23 protein-coding genes, 1 other RNA gene, 1 pseudogene and 1 other annotated feature are annotated in these 25,723 nt (G+C 36.3%); of the genes and pseudogenes, 8 read left to right on the top strand and 17 right to left on the bottom strand.

The window, feature by feature from the left end; genetic code table 11:
- Nucleotides 1-21 precede the first annotated feature (21 nt).
- Both EEI45_RS01510 and EEI45_RS01515 read right to left on the bottom strand, forming a co-directional pair.
- The gene (locus EEI45_RS01510; protein ID WP_125163863.1) at nt 22-876 is read right to left on the bottom strand and encodes a DegV family protein; all 855 of its coding nucleotides are present in this window, start codon (nt 874-876) and stop codon (nt 22-24) included.
- A gap of 53 nt (nt 877-929) precedes the next feature.
- On the bottom strand, nt 930-1,799 hold the full coding sequence (locus tag EEI45_RS01515; RefSeq protein WP_125163864.1) for a DegV family protein: 870 nt from the start codon (nt 1,797-1,799) through the stop codon (nt 930-932).
- A gap of 79 nt (nt 1,800-1,878) precedes the next feature.
- Between EEI45_RS01515 and EEI45_RS01520 the strand changes: the two genes are divergently transcribed.
- From EEI45_RS01520 to EEI45_RS01535, 4 genes are all read left to right on the top strand, one after another.
- Entirely contained in the window at nt 1,879-2,505 is a 627-nt protein-coding gene (locus EEI45_RS01520; RefSeq protein WP_125163865.1) for an IMPACT family protein, read from the top strand.
- A 12-nt stretch (nt 2,506-2,517) separates the two neighbouring features.
- A complete protein-coding gene (locus tag EEI45_RS01525; protein ID WP_125163866.1) occupies nt 2,518-2,937 on the top strand; it encodes a Fur family transcriptional regulator in 420 nt (139 codons plus the stop codon).
- A gap of 68 nt (nt 2,938-3,005) precedes the next feature.
- The gene (locus tag EEI45_RS01530) at nt 3,006-3,845 is read left to right on the top strand and encodes a VOC family protein (RefSeq protein WP_125163867.1); all 840 of its coding nucleotides are present in this window, start codon (nt 3,006-3,008) and stop codon (nt 3,843-3,845) included.
- A gap of 17 nt (nt 3,846-3,862) precedes the next feature.
- A complete protein-coding gene (locus EEI45_RS01535; protein WP_125163868.1) occupies nt 3,863-4,975 on the top strand; it encodes a cation diffusion facilitator family transporter in 1,113 nt (370 codons plus the stop codon).
- A gap of 29 nt (nt 4,976-5,004) precedes the next feature.
- Here the strand turns inward: EEI45_RS01535 and EEI45_RS01540 are convergent, their stop codons facing one another.
- Nucleotides 5,005-5,682 (bottom strand): hypothetical protein, encoded by a 678-nt coding sequence (locus EEI45_RS01540; protein WP_228410439.1) that lies wholly within the window; start codon nt 5,680-5,682, stop codon nt 5,005-5,007.
- Between the two features lie 508 nt (nt 5,683-6,190).
- Between EEI45_RS01540 and pyrR the strand changes: the two genes are divergently transcribed.
- From pyrR to pyrE, 3 genes are read left to right on the top strand one after another with little or no spacing between them, the layout of a single operon-like run.
- Nucleotides 6,191-6,700: a bifunctional pyr operon transcriptional regulator/uracil phosphoribosyltransferase PyrR gene (gene pyrR, locus EEI45_RS01545; protein WP_125163869.1), complete on the top strand. Its 510-nt coding sequence runs from the start codon at nt 6,191-6,193 to the stop codon at nt 6,698-6,700.
- Between the two features lie 12 nt (nt 6,701-6,712).
- The gene (pyrF, locus tag EEI45_RS01550; protein ID WP_125163870.1) at nt 6,713-7,402 is read left to right on the top strand and encodes an orotidine-5'-phosphate decarboxylase; all 690 of its coding nucleotides are present in this window, start codon (nt 6,713-6,715) and stop codon (nt 7,400-7,402) included.
- A complete protein-coding gene (pyrE, locus tag EEI45_RS01555) occupies nt 7,399-8,025 on the top strand; it encodes an orotate phosphoribosyltransferase (RefSeq protein ID WP_125163871.1) in 627 nt (208 codons plus the stop codon). Before pyrF ends, pyrE begins: the two co-directional genes overlap by 4 nt.
- Nucleotides 8,026-8,081: 56 nt before the next feature.
- On the opposite strand, the pseudogene EEI45_RS01560 reads toward pyrE, so the two are convergent.
- From EEI45_RS01560 to ffs, 3 genes and pseudogenes are all read right to left on the bottom strand, one after another.
- A pseudogene (locus tag EEI45_RS01560) lies at nt 8,082-9,224 on the bottom strand (IS3 family transposase).
- A 91-nt stretch (nt 9,225-9,315) separates the two neighbouring features.
- Nucleotides 9,316-10,212, bottom strand: a complete 897-nt coding sequence (gene tadA, locus EEI45_RS01565) for a tRNA adenosine(34) deaminase TadA (RefSeq protein ID WP_228410556.1) — start codon at nt 10,210-10,212, stop codon at nt 9,316-9,318.
- Nucleotides 10,213-10,233: 21 nt separating this feature from the next.
- An RNA gene (gene ffs / locus EEI45_RS01570) (signal recognition particle sRNA small type) lies at nt 10,234-10,321 on the bottom strand.
- A gap of 98 nt (nt 10,322-10,419) precedes the next feature.
- Between ffs and EEI45_RS01575 the strand changes: the two genes are divergently transcribed.
- Nucleotides 10,420-11,208: an HAD family hydrolase gene (locus EEI45_RS01575; protein ID WP_125163873.1), complete on the top strand. Its 789-nt coding sequence runs from the start codon at nt 10,420-10,422 to the stop codon at nt 11,206-11,208.
- A gap of 11 nt (nt 11,209-11,219) precedes the next feature.
- On the opposite strand, the gene serS is transcribed toward EEI45_RS01575, so the two are convergent.
- From serS to dnaA, 11 genes are all read right to left on the bottom strand, one after another.
- Nucleotides 11,220-12,506 (bottom strand): serine--tRNA ligase, encoded by a 1,287-nt coding sequence (serS, locus tag EEI45_RS01580; RefSeq protein WP_125163874.1) that lies wholly within the window; start codon nt 12,504-12,506, stop codon nt 11,220-11,222.
- A gap of 34 nt (nt 12,507-12,540) precedes the next feature.
- Nucleotides 12,541-12,729: a binding site (T-box leader), on the bottom strand.
- A 77-nt stretch (nt 12,730-12,806) separates the two neighbouring features.
- Nucleotides 12,807-15,317: a DNA gyrase subunit A gene (gene gyrA / locus EEI45_RS01585; RefSeq protein ID WP_125163875.1), complete on the bottom strand. Its 2,511-nt coding sequence runs from the start codon at nt 15,315-15,317 to the stop codon at nt 12,807-12,809.
- 9 nt (nt 15,318-15,326) lie between these two features.
- Nucleotides 15,327-17,246: a DNA topoisomerase (ATP-hydrolyzing) subunit B gene (gene gyrB, locus EEI45_RS01590; protein WP_125163876.1), complete on the bottom strand. Its 1,920-nt coding sequence runs from the start codon at nt 17,244-17,246 to the stop codon at nt 15,327-15,329.
- Nucleotides 17,246-18,133, bottom strand: a complete 888-nt coding sequence (recF, locus tag EEI45_RS01595; protein ID WP_323368224.1) for a DNA replication/repair protein RecF — start codon at nt 18,131-18,133, stop codon at nt 17,246-17,248. Before recF ends, gyrB begins: the two co-directional genes overlap by 1 nt.
- Nucleotides 18,127-18,330, bottom strand: a complete 204-nt coding sequence (locus tag EEI45_RS08855; RefSeq protein ID WP_228410440.1) for an AAA family ATPase — start codon at nt 18,328-18,330, stop codon at nt 18,127-18,129. Before EEI45_RS08855 ends, recF begins: the two co-directional genes overlap by 7 nt.
- On the bottom strand, nt 18,320-18,541 hold the full coding sequence (locus EEI45_RS01600; RefSeq protein ID WP_125163877.1) for an RNA-binding S4 domain-containing protein: 222 nt from the start codon (nt 18,539-18,541) through the stop codon (nt 18,320-18,322). Before EEI45_RS01600 ends, EEI45_RS08855 begins: the two co-directional genes overlap by 11 nt.
- Nucleotides 18,542-18,680: 139 nt before the next feature.
- Entirely contained in the window at nt 18,681-20,537 is a 1,857-nt protein-coding gene (locus EEI45_RS01605; protein WP_125163878.1) for a PTS fructose transporter subunit IIABC, read from the bottom strand.
- Nucleotides 20,538-20,541: 4 nt separating this feature from the next.
- Nucleotides 20,542-21,465 (bottom strand): 1-phosphofructokinase family hexose kinase, encoded by a 924-nt coding sequence (locus EEI45_RS01610; RefSeq protein ID WP_125163879.1) that lies wholly within the window; start codon nt 21,463-21,465, stop codon nt 20,542-20,544.
- A 102-nt stretch (nt 21,466-21,567) separates the two neighbouring features.
- On the bottom strand, nt 21,568-22,317 hold the full coding sequence (locus tag EEI45_RS01615) for a DeoR/GlpR family DNA-binding transcription regulator (RefSeq protein ID WP_125163880.1): 750 nt from the start codon (nt 22,315-22,317) through the stop codon (nt 21,568-21,570).
- Nucleotides 22,318-22,322: 5 nt separating this feature from the next.
- Nucleotides 22,323-23,441, bottom strand: coding sequence for a DNA polymerase III subunit beta (gene dnaN, locus EEI45_RS01620; protein WP_125163881.1), 1,119 nt, complete (start codon nt 23,439-23,441; stop codon nt 22,323-22,325).
- Between the two features lie 263 nt (nt 23,442-23,704).
- Entirely contained in the window at nt 23,705-25,066 is a 1,362-nt protein-coding gene (gene dnaA, locus EEI45_RS01625; protein WP_125163882.1) for a chromosomal replication initiator protein DnaA, read from the bottom strand.
- Between the last annotated feature and the right edge of the window lie 657 nt (nt 25,067-25,723).

Genomic DNA, 25,723 nt, shown 5'->3' on the forward strand with positions numbered 1-25,723 from the left:
TAAAAGAAAAAGAAGTCCAAATTAGACTTCTATTTTTTTCATATATTGAAATGCAAGTGAACCAATTCCCACATGAACACTAACGGTTGAAATTAACTCCGTTACATATATTTCAGTATTTGGGAATGCTTCTTCAAACTTCTTAACAGTTTTTTGAAGTTCATCTTTCGCATCCACATCTACGATTGTAATTTTAAAAGTTTCATCAACGCCCGCTTCCTGCATCGCTTCAATAACACGATCAATTGCTTTAGACATCGTTCGTACTTTATCAAAAGGTTCAATAATTCCTTTTGTTTCTTTATTAAGATGAAGTATTGGTTTGATTTTTAGAAAACCACCAAGGTTTGCGGCGAGTGGTGATAGTCGACCTCCACGTGATAGATGCGCTAAATCATCAGGAATAATAAACGTGTTGCCGTTATTGAGCGCTACATCAATGCGTTCTTTAATTTCAGGGATATCATATCCTTGATCAAGAAGCTTGCGAGCAGCAATTGCACAGTCCAGTTCAATCGAAGCAGCTGTAAAGCAGTCGATATAAACAAACTCAATATCAACAAATTGAGCCGCAGTATTCATGGCACCAATTGTTCCAGAAATTCCAGTAGTTATCGGTATCGCAAGAATACGCTCATAACCTTCTGATTTAATTTCTCTAAATAAATCTTCAATCATGCCCAGTGCAGGTAGTGATGTTTGAAGCATAATATTTTTCCTCATGAGGGCATTAACTTGATCAATTGATATCTCAACACTCTCAAGTGAAGCATCCTCCTCATTGATGATCTGTAAGGGTATCGCGAAAAGACCATCCATTTCGATATGTTCATTATAATAATTACTACTACTATCGACAATAACCGCAGTTTTCATAATACAACCTCCAAGTACTACCATTATACACTAATAATGAAATGCATACGACCTCACATGATATATTTATCGGTTTTTGGAATCCATTGAATTGCGACGGTTCCAAGACCTGCATGCGTGGCAACCGCAGCTGGAAGATCCATAATATATGCATCATGGTTCCCAAACGAATCTAAAAGTGCGTCACGAAGACGTGTAATGATTTCTTTAGCGTCGCTATGTAGGTAATAAAAATCATACGCTTCAGGGGTAATGCCTTGTTCTTTCATATGATTAATCAACAGTTCAAAAATTTTAGTTTCAGTCCGTGCAGTACCAAATTTCTCAATCGTCAAACCATGATTTTCAAGATAGAGGAGGGGTTTCACCTTTAAAAGTGAAGCCAGTGTGGCTGCATGTTTCGAAATACGACCACTTACTCGTAATTGATCTAAGTTTTGGGGATAAACAAATGATTCTGTGTGAAGTAAGAATTTGTTTATTCTTTCAATCATCACATCAAGTGTAATTCCATTTAACTCCATAGCGCGCACAAGCTTTACGGTTTGTTGGACGGGTCCACCTAACGTAAAGGAATCTACAACGCGAATGTCGCAGTTCTCGACATGAGAAGCAGCCTGGTTGAAGGCACTATAAGTTCCTGATAAATTCGATGAGAGTGTTATCGAAAGAATCTGATGATAGCCCTCGTCTCGAATTGATTCAAAAAGATTAATCAAAGATCCAAGATTTGGTTGTGAAGTCATAATCTTTTCTTTCTTAGAGAGTAAGTCATGAACTTCTTCTTTGGAAATCGTTTCTTGATCTAAGTACTCCACATTGTTATGAATTAAAGTTAAGGGTGCAATAAAAACGTTATATTTCTTAATTTCTTCTGGTGTGAAACAAACTGATGAATCACATACAATCGCTAAATTTTTCATACATATCCTCCGATGAGAGCATTATAGAATATAATACTTTGAAAGTCAAACTATTATATTCCTTTATGAACGCGGCGAAATGATTTATAATAAATATATGGAACAATTAGACTATAAAACAATTCAATCAGAAGTCATTGCAGAACAAGAAATCAATAAGTCAAAATTTATTGGTTATTTGGCCCCGATTCATTCTGAAGAAGAAGCAAAAGCATATTTAAAATCAATTAAAAAGATGCACCCAAAGGCAACCCATCATTGTAGTGCTTATCGGACGGGTGATATTGAACGATCAAATGATGATGGTGAGCCTGCATCGTCTGCAGGATTACCCATGCTTCAAGTGCTCCGTGGTCATAAGCTTGACGGTGTTATTGCGGTAGTGGTTCGCTATTATGGCGGTGTTTTGCTAGGGGTTGGTGGTCTTATTCGAGCTTATGGTTCAACCGTTTCGCTTACACTTGACGAAGCAAAACTCCTTGCACCTCAAAAGGTATTTACGATTGATCTTTCGTTCCCATATGAGTTTATTAATGATGTGGAGATTCATATCACAAGCGTGGGTACGGTGTTGGATCGCAATTATGATTCCTTAGCTCGCTATCAGATTTGTGTAACTGACCCAATGTTGTTTGAGCCACTAAAGGATATAACACGGGGTACGTTAAGCACGTTCATTGTGAATGAAACCATTGAATTTATCTAGGAGGTCTTGATTATGGATATCAAAACAGAATTAAATCATCATGGCATAAAATCAACACGACAACGCGAGGCAATTTTAACGATCTTAAAGGATAGCGATACGCCTATCACGATTAATCAGATTCGTGAAGCCTTGGATGCAGATGGAGAATATATGGACTTATCAACGATTTATCGCGTGTTGGATGTCTTTGAACAGAAAAATATCATAACCAAGACGGTTCCGATTGAGCCCTCTCAAAGTGTTTATGATTATAAACGTCATATTCACAAACACCATCTTATTTGCACGCATTGCGGAACAATTACGATTATTGAAGGATGTCCTTTGGGAGATTATGAAGGTAAGGTAGCCCGCGAGAGTGGTTATATTATCGATCGTCATCAATTAGAACTCTATGGTTTATGTCCGAAATGTCAAAAAAGTGCCTAGCACTTTTTTTTATGCATAATACTTCCATTTATAACATAGTGTAGTAGTATGTTAATAGAGGTGAAACTATGAAAACATTAAAAAATATTTCAATTAAAAATGTCATTCTTAAAGTTCTTGATCTTGAAGCGATGAAATCATTTTACGAAAATACATTAGGACTTACTTTATTAAGTCAAAATCAAAATACAGTTATCTTGGGTATTGATGATGTGCCCCTTGTCACACTTAAAGCTTCCGAAAGTTATGAAAAACCAAACAAAAACTATAGTGGGCTTTATCACATGGCCTTTCTCTTACCGGATGAATCACATTTAGGTCCATTTTTAAAACATCTCATTTCGGTTAATCAATCGATTACAGGACTTGGGGATCATCTTTATTCTCAAGCCATTTATCTCAATGATCCTGAAGGAAATGGTATCGAGGTTTATGCCGACCGATCACGATCATCATGGATTATTCATGATGATGGCAGTATTGTTGGTGGGACAGAACCTGTAGACGTAGACCGACTTATGCGGATTGCTGATCCAAAAGCATGGGATGGGATGCCTTTGGGTACAATTTTAGGTCACGTTCATGTTCAGGTCGCCGATATCGAGAAAGCACGGATGTTCTATATTAATCAGTTAGGGTTTGATCTAAAAACAGAAATGCAAAAGGCTCTCTTTGTTTCTCGTGATGAATATCATCACCATATAGGGATCAATGAATGGGCGGGACCTCATATTGGAGACCTTCCTCATAATAAAACAGGTATGGAATCCTTTACAATTTCAACGTCATCTTTTACGGAATATCGAAATGAACTGATTCAAGCCGGAGAAACGATTAGAGATCTCGATGAGAATCATTTTACAGTCATGGACCCATTTCACATAAACATTATCTTTGAGAAAATTTAATATGATATAATATGGGTATGAAAAACTTAGAAAACAGAAATGTGATTGGAATCAAGGCAGGTATCGTGGGGATAATCTGTAACTTGATTCTTTTTACTTTAAAATTAATCGTTTGTACTTTGTCGCATAGTTTTGCGATTCTTGCGGATGCAATTAATAATCTATCAGATAGCTTATCATCCATCATTACGATTGTTGGATTTAAAATTGCGGCAAAGCCCGCAGATAAGGAGCATCCTTATGGACATGAGCGATTTGAATACATTAGCGGATTTGTGATTTCGATTATCATGCTTTATTTAGGTGTTGACATTATCAAGTCATCCGTTAAAGATCTTCTCAATCCTCAACCGATGCAGATGAGTCAAGCCATCATTTTTGTATTGGTATCCTCAATCATCGTGAAAATAGCGATGGCTTTATATTATTCAAAGAAAGCGAAAGAAGTAGATTCTGATGTATTGGTTGCGAGTGCTAAAGATAGTCAAAATGATGTCTATATAACAGGCTCGATTTTGTTGGCATTGATTGTTCAATATTATTTTAAGTTTCGAATTGATACCTACCTTGGGATTATTATTGCTCTTTTTATTATCTATTCTTCGGTGATGATGCTTCGTGAATTTATGAATGAACTCTTAGGAAGTAGACCGGATGGGGATACATTACAAAAAGTAAAAGAAATTCTTTGTAGGAATTCAAATATCGAGGGTTATCATGATTTAATGATTCATAATTATGGTAAATATCATATTTATGGTGTTGTCCATGTAGAAGTTAATGCAACGTTATCCCTGATTGAAGCGCATAATATTATTGATGCGATTGAACGTGAAATAAAAGAAGAAATCAATATCGACCTTGTGATCCATTTAGATCCATTGGATATGGATAGTCCGGAAATTTTAAATATTCAACAGGTAATTAAACATTACCTAAGAGATTCTTGCGCGGGATGTACATTCCATGATTTACGAATTATTAATAATGTCCTACGATTTGAAATTGTTTTATGTGATGCATTAAAGCATGAACCCGATCGCATTAAACATGAAATGACAGAGTATTTAAGAGAAGAAGGAATTCCTTACGAGTTAGAAATCACCATGGATACCGATCAGCTAATTTAAAACGTCTTGGAACAAAACCAAGACGTTTTTTATGCATACGTGGCAAGGACGGAAAAAGACCATGATAAAAGATGATAAATAAGAATGAGAGAAGGTATAAAAGGATTCATGAGATGATCCTTTTTGATTTGAGAAAAGGGGAAAAGAAGAAGTGCTAGAAAATAGAAGGGATTGATCCATAGAGAAAAGATTAATGTAAGGACGATCCCTCCTGAAAATTGAAGACGCGGAGCATCTTTTAAAATATAGAGAAGACTTGCAAAGGAAATAAGGATAAGCGCTTGATTAAGATATTTAAAGCTTAGAAGCAGTGTGATCGGAAGACAAATCCAACCGATTAATTGAAAAGTCGGGTACTTTTCTGTAATAAAGTATTCGTAGAGATAAAACAACAAGAAAATTAAAAAGAACGTCAAGCACAAATTACGCTTAACCTGGTACTGAGGAGCAAGTACAAAGGCATTAAAGAAAGCATTGAGGATAAACAAAAGTACGCTACCACCCCATAATTTGTAAAGTAAAAGGCGCTTGTTTTTTGAAGCAAGAAAGTAACGATATACCATCACAGCAATCATGGGATTAACAAGTAAAGCGAGGATTCTAAGCGGCTCAAGATTTAAGAATGAATGAATGGATTCTAAAACAATGGGTGAGCCCTGCGAGAATAGAACAAATAACATTGGATCAACTCCTTCTATAATTATCATAAGAAATAATTGGATTTTGAACCATTGAATTTACTTACACAGGTCTTACAAAGTTGTAAGTTAATGTATTTGATAATTATATAATTGTTTCACATTAATTTTGGGAGCATCTCTTAATACTACAATTCCTAAACTATCAAAGAAATATATAAAAAATATCATACTGGGAATGACAGTGTTTGATTCGATTTTGGAAAAATATATGAAATAGAGCAAATGCCTTCAGAAAGTGCTTGTAGACTTATGCTTGGTTAGGTGTTCATGTTTTCATAATGTTCCAAACATTGTAATACCTCTTTTAATTTATTCTATCATCAACGTTAAATATGAATAGTTATTATGTTAAGGAGTTGACAGTTAAATCAGAAACGCATATGATTAGTTAGAAATAGGAACCTTTAAAATTGTCCAGAGAGGCAAGCAAGGAAAGAGAAATTACCGCTTCATCTAATGATGAGCCTCTTTTCGTGCGCGAGAAGGGGCTCTTTTCTATGATTGGAGGGAAATGATGACAAAAATGATTATGAACCAAGAAGAAATTCAACGTGCTATGAATCGGATTGCGTTTGAAATTTTAGAGCGTTTCCATGGTGTTGAGAGTGTTGTGCTCTTAGGTATTGAAACACGAGGTATCGATATTGCAACGCGAATCCAGAAGAAACTTGAAAGCATTGAAGGACCGGTTGAATGCATAAGTTTAAACATCCATGCTTATCGCGATGATGTCCGTTCCAAGCAGGCACTCAAGCGATCGGATGCATTAACACAAAAACATGTGGTTATCGTAGATGATGTTTTATTTACAGGACGAAGTGTTCGCTCATCGATGGATGCGATTATTGATTTAGGGCATCCAGCTTCCATTTCCCTTGCTGTACTTATAGATCGAGGCCATCGCGAGTTACCTATTAGTGCAGACTTTATTGGTAAAAACATTCCAAGTTCACTTAAGGAGCGTATTTACGTTCAAACTGTTGAGACTGATGGAATTGATAGAGTTGTACTTGAAACTACGTAAAAGGAGAATATAATGGAAAACGTAATTATTGCATTAGATTTTGATGGAACGGACGCTGCATTAGCATTTTTAGATTTATTCGAGGGTAAGAACCTCTTTGTGAAAGTGGGAATGGAACTGTATTATCAAAGTGGTCCCTCTATTATTCATGAGATTAAAAAAAGAGGACACAAAATTTTCTTAGATCTTAAACTCCACGATATCCCCAATACTGTTGAGCGAACCATGCGTCGTTTAAAAACAATGGGTGTTGACATGACGAATGTTCATGCAGCGGGCGGTCTTGAAATGATGGAGGCGGCACGACATGGGTTTGGTGATGAGAGTGTATTAATTGCGGTAACACAATTAACATCAACATCGGAATTCCAAATGCAACAAGAACAACTTGTCCATGCATCTTTAAACGATTCGGTACTGCACTATGCTGAGCTAACACAGAGTGCTGGCCTTGATGGTGTGGTGTGTTCTCCACTCGAATCCAAACTGATTCGTGAAACTTTGGGAAATGACTTTTTAACCGTTACACCGGGCATTAGACCAAACGCTGCTGATAAAGGAGATCAAAAAAGGGTAACGACGCCTGCTCAAGCGCGTGCAAATGGTTCAAGCTATATTGTTGTGGGAAGACCCATTACGCAAGCCGAAGATCCTGTCTTAGCATATGAACAGATTGTTGCAGAATGGGAGGTCGCATCATGAATACATCTAAAAAAATAGCACAATATCTTCTTGAAGTAGAAGCTGTAACCTTAAGTCCAGATAATCTTTATACATGGGCAAGTGGAATAAAGAGTCCAATATATTGTGATAACCGAATCACAATGAGTTATCCTCATGTTCGAAAATATATTGCGGAAGCCTTTGCAAAAGCAATTCGTGAAACGTATCCAGAGGTAAATTATATTGTTGGAACTGCAACTGCTGGAATTCCACAAGCATGTTGGGTCGCAGATTTATTAGACAAACCCATGGCTTATGTTCGACCTAAACCGAAAGATCATGGGAAAGGGAAACAAATTGAAGGGATGATTCCAAAAGGTTCAAAAGTTATCGTTATCGAAGACTTGATTTCAACTGGGGGAAGTTGTATCAAGGTTTGTGATGCATTGAAAGATGAAGGAATTGAAGTTCTTTGTGTTTATGCGGTCTTTACTTATGAGCTCCAAAAAGCTCTAGTGGCTTTCAATGAAGCAAAAATCACGTTACATACTTTGTCCAATTACTCAACATTGATTCAAGTAGCACGGGAAATGGAAGCGATAACGGACGAAAACCTATCATTACTCCAAGCTTGGGCTGAAAATCCATCTTCATTTAAATAAAAAACTTAGTATATTTGGAACTGACCTAGTTCCTTGGGACTAAAGAAAAAACCAAGTTAGGATGAAGTTAACCGATAATTTACGGGAGATTGATATCCTAGCTTTTCTTGTATTCGATTTTCATTGTAATATTTTAAATAGTTTATCACAGTTTGTGATACAATTTCAGTAGAACCCTTTAGTTCTGGGTTTAATTCGAATGTTTCACACTTTAGCGAGGCATGAAACGATTCGATAGGAGCATTATCAGCGGGTGTACCCTTACGGGACATACTCATGGTAATGCTTTTATTTTTTACTTTGAGTTGATACTCTTTTGATGTATAGACACTCCCTTGATCAGAATGAAGAATACATGGCTGAACGATATCCGGAAGTTGATTTAATGTATCAACCACACATTCTAGGTTTTGTCTGTCACTCAATGTAGACGCAATAATCTCACCATTATATAAATCCATGATCGTAGATAAATAGAGCATCTTATGGCCATAAGGGATGTAAGTGATATCTGTCACCAATTTCTCTAGAGGACGTAGTGATTTAAAGTCGCGATTAATGATATTGGGCATAATGATCTTCGGATTTTGTTTTCGATACCGTTTGACCTAACACGGCATTGACATTGGTGTTTCTGCATTATCTTTGAACAGTGTTCTTATTGATAATTCTTTCTTTCGAATTAATGCAGTTATTTTCGATATCCATAACGAAATTTATTTTCTTTACAAAGTTCAATTACTAATGCTTCATTGACAGAATAATTATTAGACTCTAGTTGCTCTTTTTTAGTCCAACGGTAATACGTTGACTTAGGTACCCCAAAAAGATTCAAGATATCTTTAAGAGATACAGTGTTGCGATACTCTTCAACGAGCTTGATGATTATTTCAGGAACCACATCCTTTCTCTTCAAATACTTTTAATAGTTCAATTTGTTGCTCCAAAGATTTAATTCTAAGTCTTTGTGTTTCTTCGACCGTGTCTCCTTCAGGCCCTTTTCCAAAAGTATATTGCTTGCCTACAGGTTGAGAAAATCGATAGTGTTCACCATTTCGATACCATCTCCACCATGTTTTGACTTGTGTTACATTTTTTATTCCAAGTTCAGTCTGAATAAACCTGCTTGAGTAGCCTGCCAATTTCATTTCTATAACTTTCATCTTTGTCTCATAGCTATGCATAGTTCGTGTTCCCATATAAAAACCTCCTATATTGAACTATTTTACAATAATTCTCATACAAGAGGTTTTTTTCTTTAGTCCCACGGAACTAGGTCAGTTCCTTCCCTTAAATCGGTGTTTTTATATGTTTAATCATTTTAATATGGGAAATACCTACTTCTTCATATATTTCCCCAGTTATTTCAAATCCTTGTCTCTTATATATGTTCATTGCACTCAGTTGTGCGTTCAATTCAATTTTATCAATCCCATTGTTTTCTGCTTGGATAATTGCATAGCGAACTAGTTTGGAAGCAATTTTTTTATTACGATATGGTTTTAGAACTGCGAGTCTTCCAATTTTCATTGTTCTATCAGAGCAATATAATCGCATTGTACCGATAACGTGATTCTGTTGCATTGCAACTACATGACTAACTTGTTGATGGTCAAGGATGTCAAGTTCATCATATTCTTCTGAAGGGTCAATATTTTGCTCATCTACAAATACTTTTTTACGGACATCAAGATATCTTTTAAACATAGATTCATCTACCTTTTTAATTTTCACTTGTTTATTTCGTTGCTGTTTAAAGAAATCCAACATCAGTTGTTTGGTTTTATCTCCTTGTATTCCCGCAATCACTTCTGGATAGTGGTTATAGCCCTCTATCTTCGTAAAATCGATTACCGACCCTAAACAACCACTTTTAGGTTCTTTTGATCCGTAAACAACGGTACTTACCCTTGATTGCATAATGGCTCCTGTACACATTGCACAGGGTTCCAGTGTTACATATAAAGTGCAACCTTCTAAATTCCAAGAACCAAGTGTTTCTCCTGCCTGATCCATCGCAATAATTTCCGCATGCCCAGAAGGTTGGTGTTGCGTTTCTCGAACATTATGACCTCGTCCAATGATTTGATTGTTGTAGACAACGACAGCACCAACAGGAACTTCTTCTTTATCATAAGCTTGAAGTGCTTCTTGATATGCCGCATCCATATATTTGTTATGTTCGATAGTAACGCCCCCTTATATACAAAAAGAGCCACAACACACATAAGAGCTAATGTAAGGCTGCTGCATTCCTGCCCTGACCTGGTTAACTAGATTATGTTGTTGTAGCATAGTTATTATACCAAAACTGTCTTAAAATGCAACCTCTTAAACGACTAATTTAAATGTTCCACGTGAAACATTATGGTATAATTTCAATGGAGGTTTCTTATGATTAAATTAATAGCAACTGATATGGATCACACGCTTTTAGATGATGATTCAAATCTTCCTTGTAATTTTGAAGAGGTGCTTGCGGAGCTCAAGAACAACAACATCCATATGGTACTTGCAAGTGGTCGCACCCTCTTTAGCATTAAGAAGAAGGCCCATGATTATATCGATGATCTTTCGTTTGTTTCTGATAATGGTGCGATCGTTGAACATCAGGGTAAGATACTTTATCAATCTGTCTTTTCAAAACGCGATATTAAGATTGTTACCGAGGTTTTTAGACAATGCAAAGAAACATCGATTATCGCTTCCGGTATTAATTGCGCCTATGTCGAACTTGGTGATCCAGTCCACGAACAATATCTTGAAGAGTATTATCCTGGCTTTGTTATCGTCGATGACTTAACAGACGTTGATCTTAATTTCGTTAAAATAACTGCATGCAGTCTTCATCACACCGTTTCTAATTTCCAAGAGATCGTACAATCAGCTCTAAACGGAACCTTTAATGCCGTTACAGCTGGCGCGGTGTGGATCGATGTTATGAACTCTGATGTTAATAAAGGACAAGGAATCCAGCACCTTCTACAAACGCTTAATATCGATGCTGCGGACATTGTTACGTTTGGTGACTATCACAACGACATCCAGATGTTAAAGCTCGCTGGACGCTCGTATGCCGTTTCTAACGCACACGAAGATGTGAAGCGAATCGTTACTGAGGTAATTGATTCAAATAACAATAATGCGGTAATGAATCAAATTCAAAAATTAATCACTAAATAAAAAAATAGAGCCTATTGATTCGGCTCTATTTTTTTATTAAATCCCATATAGGGTTGTAATGCTTCTGGTATAAGTACGCTTCCGTCTGCTTGAAGATTGTTTTCTAAAAAGGCGATAAGCATTCGTGGTGGTGCTACTACCGTATTGTTTAAGGTATGTGCGTAAACACGTCCTTCTGGTGTGTCAATACGTATTTTTAATCGACGCGCTTGTGCATCTGTTAAATTTGAGCAACTTCCAACTTCAAAATATTTTTTCTGTCTAGGACTCCATGCTTCTACATCAACACTCTTGTTTTTTAAATCGGCAAGGTCTCCGGAACAACATTCGAGTACACGTACAGGAATATCAAGGGTTCTAAAGAAATCTACTGAATTATGATAAAGTTCTTCAAAGAGTGCTGCACTATCATTTGGATGACAAACGACTACCATTTCTTGTTTCTCAAATTGGTGTATACGGTATACACCGCGTTCTTCAATACCGTGCGCGCCCACTTCTTTTCGGAAACATGGTGAGTAGCTGGTAAGTTTGTGTGGGAGCGTTTCTCCATCAATAATTGTATCGATATACTTACCTATCATTGAGTGTTCACTCGTACCGATAAGATAAAGGTCTTCACCTTCAATTTTATACATCATGTTTTCCATCTCTTCAAAACTCATAACACCACTAACAACGTCACGATGAATCATAAATGGAGGGATTCCATAGTCATATCCACGATCAATCATGAAATCACGGGCATAAGTTGTCACCGCTGAATGAAGTCTCGCAATGTCTTTTTGTAAATAGTAGAATCCTGCTCCGGCAACCTTACGTGCGGCATCAAGATCAATTCCACCAAATGACTCCATAATATCCGTATGGTAAGGAACATCGAAGCCTTTATCGATAATTTCACCTACAGTATAACGTTCTACATTTTCGCTATCATCTTTTCCGATAGGAACGTCATCCGCAATAATATTAGGGATTTCCATCATCAAACCTTTAATTTTTTCAAATAGAGGTTCTTCTCTCTCTTCGATTTCTTTTAGTTCAAGGGCGAAGGCCTGTACCTGTTCCTTTACAGCATTTGCTTCTTCAATCTTCTTTTGTCCCATAAGTTGGCCGATTTGCTTACTTAAAGCATTACGTTGCCCTCTTAATTCATCCGCACGTGTTTTAATACCGCGGTATTCGATATCCAAAGCAATGATTTCATCTACCATATTTTCCTTATGATCTTGGAATTTCTTCTTAAGGTTGTCCTTAATAAGCTCAGGATTCGTTCTAAATAGATTAATATCTAACATATTTTTCTCCTTTTGAAAATAAAAAAAACACCTCTTAAGGGACGTATGTACGTGGTGCCACCCTTTTTTCATATGTTCCACGTGGAACATACCTTTAACAGATAACGGTTGTCTTCCGAAATTAATCTCTCCAGGGTGGAACTATAGCGTTTTATAATGATTTTCACCAAACATCATCTCTCTTAAATAAAACAGTTATATTATTCCCTTTCAACGAGTTTAAGTAAATTATAGCGATTATCATATTTTAAGTCAAATAGAATCGAAAGAAAAAAAGCAAGGATTTTATCCTTGCTTTGCTTATTCGGTTATTTCTATTTCTTTGTTTTCAATTTGTACTTCCGGTTCGTTCGTTTGATCGTCTTCGGGTTCCTCATCAACTGTCGGTTGTAGTATTGCTACTTGAGAAACAGAATCCGATTCACCAACATTAATCAATCTTACACCAATTGTTGAACGTCCATAGATTCCGATATTGCTAATCTCTGTTCGAATAACAGTACCCTCGTTTGATATAATTAATGCTTCTTCATCACCGTTAACTGCACGTAATGAAACAAGTTCGCCGTTTTTCTCAGTAATATTTACTGTTTTAACACCTTTAGCACCACGTTTCGTACGGCGGTATTCCGAAATGTCTGTACGCTTACCGTATCCCTTTTCAGTTACCGCTAAAATATATTGACCTTCACGATCCGTCGCAATCCCTACAACTTCACCTTCATCAACATTGAATCCAATAACACCTGACGCTGTACGTCCCATTGAACGAACCTCATTCTCATCGAATCGAACAGCTTTACCGTTGCTTCCTCCGATAATGATTTCGTTGTCCCCGTTAGTCATACGAACACCTACGAGTTCATCATCTTCTCGTAACGTAATTGCAATTTTACCGTTTTGACGGATCGATTCAAATTCTTGAACTTCAACTCGTTTCACTATACCTTGCTTTGTAACGAAGAATGCATATCTCGATTCATCATCTTTGGCAACTTTCACGAGCGTTTTAACGGTTTCTCCTTCTGCAAGATTCAATAAGTTTACAACAGGTATCCCCTTTGATGTTCGGCTTGAAGACGGTACATTAAATCCACGAATACGGTAGACTTTACCAAGGTTTGTAAAGAGTAGTAGATAGTCATGCGTCGACATTGCAATGAATTGATCCACTGTATCTTCATCATAAGTACTAATACCACGTACACCTTTCCCACCACGGTTTTGTGTGTTGAATGAATCAACTGTTGTTCGCTTGATATAACCATTCATAGTCATCGTAACAACAATATCTTCCACCGGAATTAAATCTTCATCCAACATGTCAATATCCGCTTCTACGATTTCTGAACGGCGATCATCACCGAATTTTGTTTTAATTTCGGTCAATTCGTCTTTAATAATGGTAAGTAAGCGATCATGGTTCGCTAAAATATCTTTTAAATCAATAATTAGAATTGTTAATTCATTAAATTCGCTCTCGACTTTATCACGTTGTAACCCAGTTAAACGACGTAATTGCATATCTAATACCGCTTTAGACTGGATCTCTGTTAAGTCAAATGCTTCATTAAGTCGGGTAATCGCCTCCGGATCGTCTTTAGATGATCGAATAATTGAGATTACTTCATCGATATGATCAAGTGCAATCATCAACCCTTGAAGAATATGTGCCCGATCTTCGGCTTTCTTCAATTCAAATTGTGTTCTACGTGTAACGATTTCAATTTGATGGTCGCGATAATGACTTAATACCTGTAATAGATTTAAGAGCTCGGGACGGCCATTCACCAACGCAAGCATATTTACCCCAAAAGATGATTGGAGGGCAGTAAGACGATAAAGTTGATTTAAGACAACCTCTGCTTGAACTTCTCTTCGTAATTCAACAACAATACGAATTCCTTCACGGTTTGATTCATCTCTTAAATCGGTAATTCCGTCAATTTCTTTATCACGAACAAGAGTAGCAATTTTTTCAACTAATGTGGCTTTATTTACTTGATATGGAATTTCAGAAATAACAATACGTGGCTTCCCGTTTTTCATTTCTTCGATATCCACTTTAGCCCGCATAACTACAGAACCGCGTCCTGTTTCAAATGCTGACTTAATACCACTACGACCTAATAGGAGCGCACCTGTTGGGAAGTCGGGTCCGAAAATGTATTCATCCATTAATTCTTTAATTGTAATATCTGGATTATCGATAAGTGCAATCGTTGCGTCAATAACTTCGCCAAGATTATGAGGAGGGATGTTTGTTGCCATACCAACCGCAATTCCGGTTCCACCATTAACGAGAACGTTTGGGAAACGTGACGGAAGCACTGCAGGTTCGCGTTCTTCACCGTCGTAGTTATCAATGAAATCAACGGTGTTTTTATTGATATCACGAATTAATTCCATCGAAATTTTAGACATACGCGCTTCGGTATAACGCATCGCAGCTGCACCGTCGCCATCGACTGATCCAAAGTTTCCGTGACCATCAATCAACATATAGCGGTATGAAAACTCTTGGGCCATACGTACCATTGAATCATACACAGCCGTATCCCCATGCGGGTGATACTTACCAATTACTTCACCAACAATACGTGCTGACTTTTTATAAGGTTTATCACTCGTCATACCAAGATCATTCATTGCGTATAAGATTCGACGATGAACGGGTTTTAGACCATCACGGACATCTGGCAACGCACGTGAAACAATAACCGACATGGCATAGGAGACGAATGATTTTTTCATTTCTTCAGAAATATTACGTTGTTTTATTTTGTCATAACTTTGTGTATTATCTTCCATTGTGTCCTCCTAAATATCCAAATCAGCATATTCAGCGTTCGTCTGAATAAATTCACGACGCGGTGCCACTTCATCACCCATTAAGGTTTCAAAAATAACATCGGCTTCCATTGCATCATCAATTGTAACTTGTATTAATGTACGTGTTTCTGGATCCATGGTTGTATCCCATAACTGCTCCGGATTCATTTCCCCAAGACCTTTGTATCGTTGTACGTTAAATCGGTCTCCAAATTCGACCTTTAGTTCATCCAACTCCTCTTCCTCATAGGCATAAGCAATCTTATTTCCACGAGAAATCTTATAAAGTGGTGGTTGCGCGATATAGACGAATCCATTTTCAATGAGCGGTCTTAAGAATCGGTAGAAGAATGTTAATAATAACGTTCTAATATGTGCACCATCGACGTCCGCATCAGTCATGATAATAATTTTATGGTAACGTAATTTTTCGATGTCCATTTCATCTGATACACCCGTACCAAATGCTGTAATCATCATACGAATTTCATTGTTATCAAATATTTTATGTAGGCGTGCTTTTTCTACGTTAATAACTTTACCTCGAAGCGGTAGAATCGCTTGGAATTTGCTGTCGCGGCCTTGTTTAGCACTACCACCCGCAGAATCCCCCTCGACGATATAAATTTCGCACTCAGATGGATTACGATTTGAACAGTCCGCAAGTTTTCCAGGTAAAGAAGAAACTTCAAGAGCCCCTTTTCGACGTGTTAACTCACGCGCCTTGCGAGCAGCAACACGCGCTTTCGATGCGATTGCAGCCTTATCTACGATGATTTTAGCGTCATCCGGATGTTCCATCAAGAAACGTTCTAATTGCTCACCAAAGACACTAGAAACAATCTTACGCACTTCACTATTCCCGAGTTTAGTTTTAGTTTGTCCTTCATATTGAGGATCAGGATGTTTTACAGAAATAATTGCGGTGAGTCCTTCACGAACATCGTCCCCTAAAAATCCATCATCATCCTTTTTAAGTAGATTGTGATCTTTTGCATAATTATTAATTACACGTGTTAATGCGAGTTTAAACCCATCTTCATGGGTTCCACCTTCATGTGTATTAATATTATTACAGAATGAATAAATGTTTGGCGTAAAACCATCATTATATTGCATTGATACTTCAACGAGTATTCCTTCTTCTTCTCCTTCACAATAAACAATCTCTTCATGTATTGGAGATTTATTCGCATTCATATACTGAACATATTCACGGAGCCCATCTTCGTAAATAAATTCAAGATGTATTGTTTCTTCAGGTTCACGTTCATCTTGGAAAACAAGTTTAATTCCCTTATTTAAAAATGCAATTTGACGTAAACGATCACGTAAAATATCATGTGAGAATTCAGTTGTTTCCGTAAAAATAGTAGGATCAGCCTTAAATCGAACCGTTGTTCCTTTTTTATCTGTTTTACCAACTTCTTTAAGTGGTATTGCTACTTTTCCACCTTCTTCAAAACGAAGATAGTATTCTGTACCATCCAAATAAATTTTAACTTCCAACCATTCTGACAACGCATTAACAACAGAAGCCCCAACACCGTGCAGACCTCCCGATACTTTATATGCACCACCACCGAATTTTCCTCCGGCATGGAGTACTGTAAAGATCGTCTCAGCTGTTGAAACGCCTGTTTTCGCATGAATTCCAATTGGAATCCCACGACCATTATCTGATACAGAAATTACATTATCTTTATCGACATTCACAACAATTTCTGTCGCAAATCCAGCTAAAGCTTCATCAATCCCATTATCTACAATTTCCCAAACCAAATGATGTAAACCACGGGATGAAGTTGTACCAATATACATCCCAGGTCGTTTACGTACCGCTTCCAATCCTTCAAGAACTTGAATATCGGAAGACGTATATGAATGATCTACTTTTGTATTCGACATTAAATAACCTCCTCTACATTACCACTAACAACTTTAAAGACCGTCTTATCGCGTTTGGATTTAATATAATCTAAATCTGTAGTAGTAATAAATACTTGCATTTCTTCGTGTAACACGTTTAGAACACGCTCACGTCTGACATTATCCAATTCAGAAAACAAATCATCTAAACACAAAATTGGATAAGTTTTACGACTTTGAAAAATCAATTCCACAATCGCAAGTTTAAAAGCAATTATAAGCATTCGCTTTTGTCCCTGAGATGATACATTCACAACAGGAATATCATTTATCATAAAAATAAAATCATCGCGGTGAATTCCATTCTGTGTGACTTTAAAATCACAGTCACGTTGGAATGAATCTTGCATCTTTGATAATAATTGCACCTTCAAATCCCCTTCGAGTGTAATCGGTGCTTTATAATGTAGAACGATATGATCATCAGAATCAGTGAGTAGATGATAATAGTGATTAATGATTGGATTGAGCGCTTGAACAAATTTTGCTCTCATTTCAATAATCAAAATAGACGCATCCACTAATTTTTCCGTTAAAATTTCTAGATAATCTCGATCAACACTTTTATTTTTCAAGTACGCATTGCGTTCTGATAGAAACTTATTCGACAAACTTAATTGATTGAGATACCGCTTTGACATTTTCCCCAATTCAAAGTCAATTTCTCTTCGTCTTTTTCTCGGACTATTAGAATAAAAGTTAATATCCTCAGGATTAAACAGCACAACATTACAACGACCGATAAACTCGGTCATTTTTTTTAATGGTTGTTGGTTTACTTGAAGATACTTTCCAGCAGTACTGAGTACTACCTTAAGGTTTTGAGTATTATTCTGATCCTCAATATCGGCAATAACACTTAAAATTCCTTACCGTATTGAATGAGATATTCATCCGAATTAACACGAAAGGATCGCCCTGAAGAAAGATAGACAAGCGACTCGATAATATTCGTCTTCCCCTGACCATTATCCCCTACAAAAACATTTATGTTTTTGTTAAATGATAGATTGAGATTCGAAATATTTCGAAATTGCCTTAATTCAAGATTTTTAACCTTCATGTTCTGTTGTGATTTCGTGTTTATTACCGTTAATTACAACAACATCTCCAGGATACAACTTTCTACCGCGTCGGTTCTCTTCTTCACCGTTTACTTGAATCGAAAACGTATGAATGAGGTGTTTCGCTTCTCCACCTGAATTAACATAATCCGCCACTTTTAGAAATTGCCCTAAAGTGATATATTGAGTCTCTTTTTTCATAGCACCCATCCTTTTTATTACCTTTTTATTACCTTATTATTATACTATAAAAACGAATTAAAATCATCTTTTTACGGCTCATATAACGCACAAAAAACCACATTCTTTAAACCAAATGTGGTTTCATGATAATTGTGTTAAAAAAGAACTAATTACGCTTTAAAATACCCATTAAAAGCCCACTAACAATCGAACCAATAATGATAAATAGAATATATAAGAGTGGCTGACTCACAAGAAGAATCACAAAGAGACCTCCATGTGGTGCGTTAACGGTAATATTAAATGCTAATGACAAGGCTCCTGTCAAGGCAGAACCCACAAAGAAACTTGGAATAACACGAAGGGGATCACTGGATGCAAATGGAATCGCTCCCTCAGTAATGAACGAAGCACCTAAAATTAAGTTTGTCATACCAGCTTGACGTTCTTCATCTTTAAATTTGTGTTTAAAGAACAGTGTAGCAACAAAAACAGCAAGTGGTGGAACCATCCCTGCTGCCATAACAGCAGCCATAACAGCGCTACCTTGCCCTGCGGCAGTTGCAGCTAACGTACCCGTTCCAAACACATAAGCAGCTTTATTAATTGGCCCACCAAGGTCTACAGCCATCATACCACCTAATAATGCACCTAAAAATATTGCATTGGTACCTGATAAACCATTTAAGAAGCCATTCATCGCCTCATTTACGGACTTCATCGGTATATTAATTAAAACCATTAATAAACCGGTCACAAGTACACCTAAAACGGGATACAAGAGGATTGTCTTAATACCATCAAGACTTTGTGGAAGCGTTGCAAGGAGTTTTTTAATCATGTTCATTGCATAACCCGCTAAGAAACCACCAATTAATGCCCCTAAAAATCCTGCTCCACCTGCCGAAGCAATACCTCCAGCAACAAACCCTACAACAAGTCCTGGACGATCAGCGATACTGTAAGCAATATAACCAGCGAGTACAGGCAACATAAATCCAAATGCTTGCCCACCAATATCTTTTAAAATCGCTGGAAATGCGTTATATGAACCAAGCTGTCCTAATTCTGTAGTTGGAACTCCCATCAATTGGTCAAGCATAAATGCAATCGCAATTAGAATACCGCCCCCTACAACAAATGGGAGCATGTGTGATACACCATTTAAGAGATGTTTATACAGATTACTGCCTTCATTTTCCTCACTCGATGTTACAGAAGATGATGACGTATAGATTTCCGATTCTGTTAATGCTTTATCAATAAGAGAATCGGGATGACTGATTGCGGAAGCAACCGGAACTTTGATTAATTTTTTACCGTTAAAGCGATTCATCTCTATATTAATATCTGCGGCAACAATAACTGCATCAGCATTATTAATATCACTTTGTGTCAAGCGATTTCCTACACCCGAAGAACCGTTTGTTTCGACTTTAATTGCGATTCCTTTGTTTTTAGCTGTTTCTTGAAGCTTTTCTGCTGCCATATACGTATGTGCAATCCCTGTTGCACATGCTGTTACCGCAACTACAAAAGATTCACTCTTATCATTATTCTCTTTTTCTTCTTGATCAACATCAAAAGCCGCCACAAGTTCATCATACGTTGAAGCAGTTTTTAATGCTTCTTGAACTTCTGATTTCATGAGTAAACCTGATAATGTAGATAAAATCGCTAAATGATCATCCCCAGAATTTTCTGGAGTTGCAATCATAAAGAACAAATGGGCTGGCTCACCATCCATAGAATCAAAATCGATGCCCTTATCACTTCGACCAAAGACGACAACAGATTCTGATACGACTGAACTTCGACCATGAGGGATTGCAATACCATCTCCAACACCCGTTGTACTAATGGCTTCGCGTTCTTTAAGTGTTTCGATAAACGACAGTTCATTTGAAACAATTCCCTCTTTGCTTAGTTTTCGAGTCATTTCAGATAGGACTTCTTCCTTAGATGATGCATTTAATTCGAAAATAACAAGATTTGGTTTTAAAACTTGAGTTATATTTTTCATATTATTAATCGATCCTTTCGATAATTATTTTTTCATTTAATTCAGATATTGATGTCGCTGATGCAAGATGGTCCGAAAATGCAGTTGCACTTCCCGCAGCACACGCTAACTGATACGATTCAAGTAATGAATATTTATTTACATAACCATAAATAAATGCAGCAACCATAGAATCTCCAGCACCTACAGAATCCACTAATACACCTTCCGGCGCGTAAGCTCGATAACATGCATCTTCAGTTATCAATAGAGATCCCTGTGATCGAAGTGAGACAATGATATTACGAGCCCCCCTTTCAATAAGTATTTTTGACTCACTTATTAAACGTTCTAATGATAAATCGTTTTCTTCGATGCCAAGAATAGCACGAATTTCATCCTGATTCGGTTTGATAAGAAGCGGATGATAAGCGATCATATCGATGAGTTTATCGGAACTGACATCTACTGCAAAGGGAATATTTTGTTTATTCAATGCCTCACAAACTGAGACATACCAGTCGTAAGACATGCCCGATGCAACACTTCCTGTTAAGACTACAAAATCATTCGGAGTAAGTGTCGTGATAAATGTGGAAAGTTCTTCAATTAAAGCGTCATCAATCGGATGACCACTACCATTAATTTCAGTCTCACCTTTATAATCGAGTTTAATATTTATGCGGGTTGGATTGTTTGCGTCCATAAACCCATCAACAAGCAGAGGATATTTTTTCAATTCTTCACGAACATGATTCCCTGTAAAACCTCCAAGAAAACCAATACATGTAGAAGATTGTCCCAGATTGTTTAAAACAATACCAACATTAATCCCTTTTCCACCAATACGTATCTGTTCTTCTTGAGAACGATTGGTAACGCCAAGTGATAACGTTTTAGGTGTCATTAGGTAATCAATCGAAGGGTTAAGTGTAACGATATAAATCATATTAATTTCCTCCTAAATATAGAATAACACAATATGTAAGTGGTCTCAAACATTATTTATCATATAATATCATTTATATTCAAATTATAAAAAAAGGTGAACTTAGTGTTCACCTTGTATTTTAATATCATAATTTTTATATGCTTCGCCTGGATCTTTATCCGTAATGAGCAATCCATCATCTGATAACGCAAAACTCACACTGGAGCGCTTATTAAACTTAGAGCTATCCCCAATAAAGAATACCTGCGATGATTGAGCAACAATCGTAGATTTTGTTACTGCTTCCATTTCATCCGTTGTGGAAAAACCAAAATCTGCATCCAAAGCATTAAATCCGATAAAGGATTGATCAAAATTCATTTGCTTTAGATATTGAGTACTTAATCCACCCACTGCTGCACGAGTTGTCGGCTTCACAAATACACCGATAACATAGCACTCAATACCAAATTGAACTAACGCGTCAACATGATGCAATCCATGTGTATACACAGTAACATGCTTATCTTTAAGATACGGTATCATCCGCGAAACAGATGTTCCTGCATCAAGATACACGACGCTATTCGGCTTAACCAACGCTGCAGCTGTTTTAGCGAGTTGGTCTTTGATTTCTGAATTCACATCATTTCGAGTATGTAATTCAACATCATTTGAATAATCACGAATTGTGATGGATGTCGCACCACCATGTACTTTATGAACTAACCCTTTTTCATCCAACTCATTAATATCTCGACGAACGGTTATTTCGGAAACATCCACAAGTTGTGCAAGCTCTTCAACTTTAGCAAATTGATGCAAATCAATATAGTGGATAAGTTGTAAATGTCTTTGATTCTTTAACATAATCGTTAATCAAATGTTCTTACAGGTAAAACAAGTTGGACAATTGAATCGTCTTCTGGGTTTTTAAGAATAAACGCTTGCATTTCTCCCACAAATAAAATCTTAACGATATCTGTTTTAAATGATTTAAGGGCTTCAATCATATAACGTCCACTGAATGAGATTTTTAAGTTACCACCAATATAATCAATCGGTCTTAAAATTTCCTCTGAACTACCAATTTCTTGTGACTTAGAACTAATTAGGACACCATCATTGGATGCCTCCAATTTAACAGTCCAATATCCATCACTCTTTAAGAAAGAGGATCGATCGATTGCACTGATCATATCGTGACTATTAACTGTGAGTTCAAAACCATATTCCGAAGGAATTAATCGATTAACATCGGGGAATAATCCATCAATTAAACGGGATTGAATTAACGTTGAATCGACATAGAATTGAACAAGTTTATCAGAAACAGCAATATGAACATCTTTATTATCACTAATCGTTTTTGCTACTTCATAAAGGTTAACTGCTGGAATACATATATTAAAATACATTGGTGTAGGAAGTTCAATTGATTTTTTGGCTAATCGATAACTATCCGTAGCAACACAATTCATAACATTCCCATCTGCTTTAAAATTTACTCCAGTAAATATTGGACGATCTTCACTTGTCGAACAAACAAAAGCAGTTTGTTGAATTACTTCAGAAAGTTTAAAGCCTGGCATCTTAAATTCTTTTGTTGGTTTTGTAAAATCAATTGTTGGATAAAGTTCTGCTTTACTACCATTGATGTTGTATTCTGCTTTATTTCCACTAATACGTGTTAAAGCACCATCAATGATTTCAAAGTCGATAAAATCGCTATCAAGTTTTCGAACTGCTTCAAGAATATAACGAGATTCTAAAACAACTTCCCCTTCTTCATATACGTTCAATTTATTTTCGTCATTCGCATAAAGAACTTCTTTAATTGAAATATTAGAATCACTTGCAATTAATGTTATAGCATCATCTCTTAATTCAAATTTAATTCCTGAAAGAATTGGTAATGGTGAATGTGTAGATGCTGCACGTCCTACAGAGGACAATGCTTTATAAAATGATTGTTTCTTTATATTGAACTTCATATAACCCTCCAAATGATAAACACTATTGTATTAATTATATCATATTATGTACTTTTTATTATATTCTTTTTTATAAAAATAAATGGATCACTGCGAGAACTTTTAAGTAAATTATTCTCCAAGGCGATATGTTTATTAGTATTAAATAATTAATTAGTATTACTAGGGCCTGTGGATAAGTGTATAACTTGTATAAAACACTCTAAACAAGCGACAATACTTACGAAAAACGGTGTTATTAAAGTGTGGATAACTGTTGATAACTATTTAATTTTGGCTTCAAGTTCATAAACAGCACGAGCCAGCATTTGGTCCGTTTTAAGTTTCTTTTCAATCTTGTCACAAGCACTAATAATTGTAGAGTGATCACGTTTTCCAAAATCCTCACCAATTTTATTGTAAGGCAAATCAAGATGCTTACGACATAAGTAGATTGCAATGTGTCGGGCATTTGCAATTGCTTTGGTTCGAGCCTTTGAAACAAGCTGAGCTTGGGTTAACCCATAGTAATCTGCAACAATCCGTTTAATGGTCTTTGTATCCAATTCATTTGTTTTAATAGGTTCCCCATTTGTTTTAAAGGCGTTCATTGCGATGTTAATGTCAATATGATCATTTTGAGAAAACTCAATCGAGAAAAAGATCAGTCGATTTAAGGCACCTTCTAGCATACGGACATCTTTAGAAAAATTAGAGGCGATGTAGCTTAAAACATCTTCATCAAATAATCCTGGATCAACACTTTTATGTTTGATTTTCAATTCAAGAATGGCAAGTGAGGTCTCAAATTCCGGGGAATCAACACCGACCGAAAGACCTGAAGAAAATCGACTGATTAAGCGGTCTTCTAGACCTTTTATCTCGGTAGGAAGGCGGTCACTTGTAATAACAATTTGTTTCTTATTGTAAATAAGTTCATTAAAGATATGAAAGAAGATCTCATGAGATTTTTCTTTACCTGCGAGGAACTGGATATCATCAATAAGTAAGACATCGAGATTATACATTTGTTCTTTAAAGTCTTCAATCGTGCGATTCTGTATTGAATTAGCAACTTGTCTAACGAAATCTGAACTAGACGTATAAAGGACACGTGCATCTGGATTTAGTTTTTTGATGTAATTTCCAATTGCATTTAAAAGATGTGTTTTTCCTAGACCGGAGTTTCCATAAATGAATAGGGGCGTATAAAATTGTCCAGGGCGATACGCACACCCTAATGCTGCAGAATGGCTTTCTTTATTGCTTGGACCTACGACAAAATTATCAAAAGTTTGATTTGGGGCAATGCCATCATTGCGAACAACGACTGGAATTTGAGGTTGAACAGGAACTTGAACGGAGATATTTTTCTTGAATTCATTTTCAAGCAGAACCTCACAAACCATAGATGTTTTATCTAAAATTTGATTAATAACATCATTTAAAAAAGGAATTTCTTCAGAAAGAATTACTTTTTGGAGATAGGTTGGGACCACAATAATCGCTTTTGTCTCATCCAACGCAGCAAGGTTTGTATCTTCGATGTAAGTATTATAAATGGGCTCATCGAAATGATTGCTTTCCTTGATCGCAAGCTTTACTTTTCCCCACACATCTTCTAAATAAAATTTCATAGTTGTCATATTCAAATACCCCTTTGCAAGTTCTATAATATCAAATTTAGAATACAATTCCATAGACAAAAAAACTCCCAACAAGTTATCCACATAATCTACTGTGGAATACGGCTATTCTAATGCTTATTTTGATAGTTATCCACAGTTGTCCACAAAATTATGAATGTTTATAAATTGTGGACTTCTTAAATACATTCTCAACATAGCGTTGACAAAAAATGTAGAGCTTGATTTTTGTCATTTATACGCAGACATCTCAACATGAAAATAGCTACTTATAAAAGGGTATGATGCATTTATCCACACTATCCACAATCTGTTGATAAACATTGTTATGAACTCGTATAAAAGATGGTTTATAGTTTTCCACTGATTTTTTAATCATTAAAATCTTCCACTAAATTTATCCCACGAATCCGATAGAGTTACCAACATTTCGTTGCATATGCATGAAAAAGTGGATAACCACAAGCATTTTCGAACGAAAATAATCCGATATTGGTAATAAAAGGGCAAGCATCAACTAATTTTAAAGAGGAATGCTCACTCTTTTATTACCTGTGAATTATTTAAAGGCGCTCCGATCAATAAAAAAAATTGAAAAAAATATCGTGATTGAAAGATGAATGTGTTACAATAGCGATGATAATTCTATAAAGTTAG

The sequence above is a fragment of the Erysipelothrix piscisicarius genome, from assembly GCF_003931795.1.
Lineage (GTDB): Bacteria > Bacillota_I > Bacilli_A > Erysipelotrichales > Erysipelotrichaceae > Erysipelothrix > Erysipelothrix piscisicarius.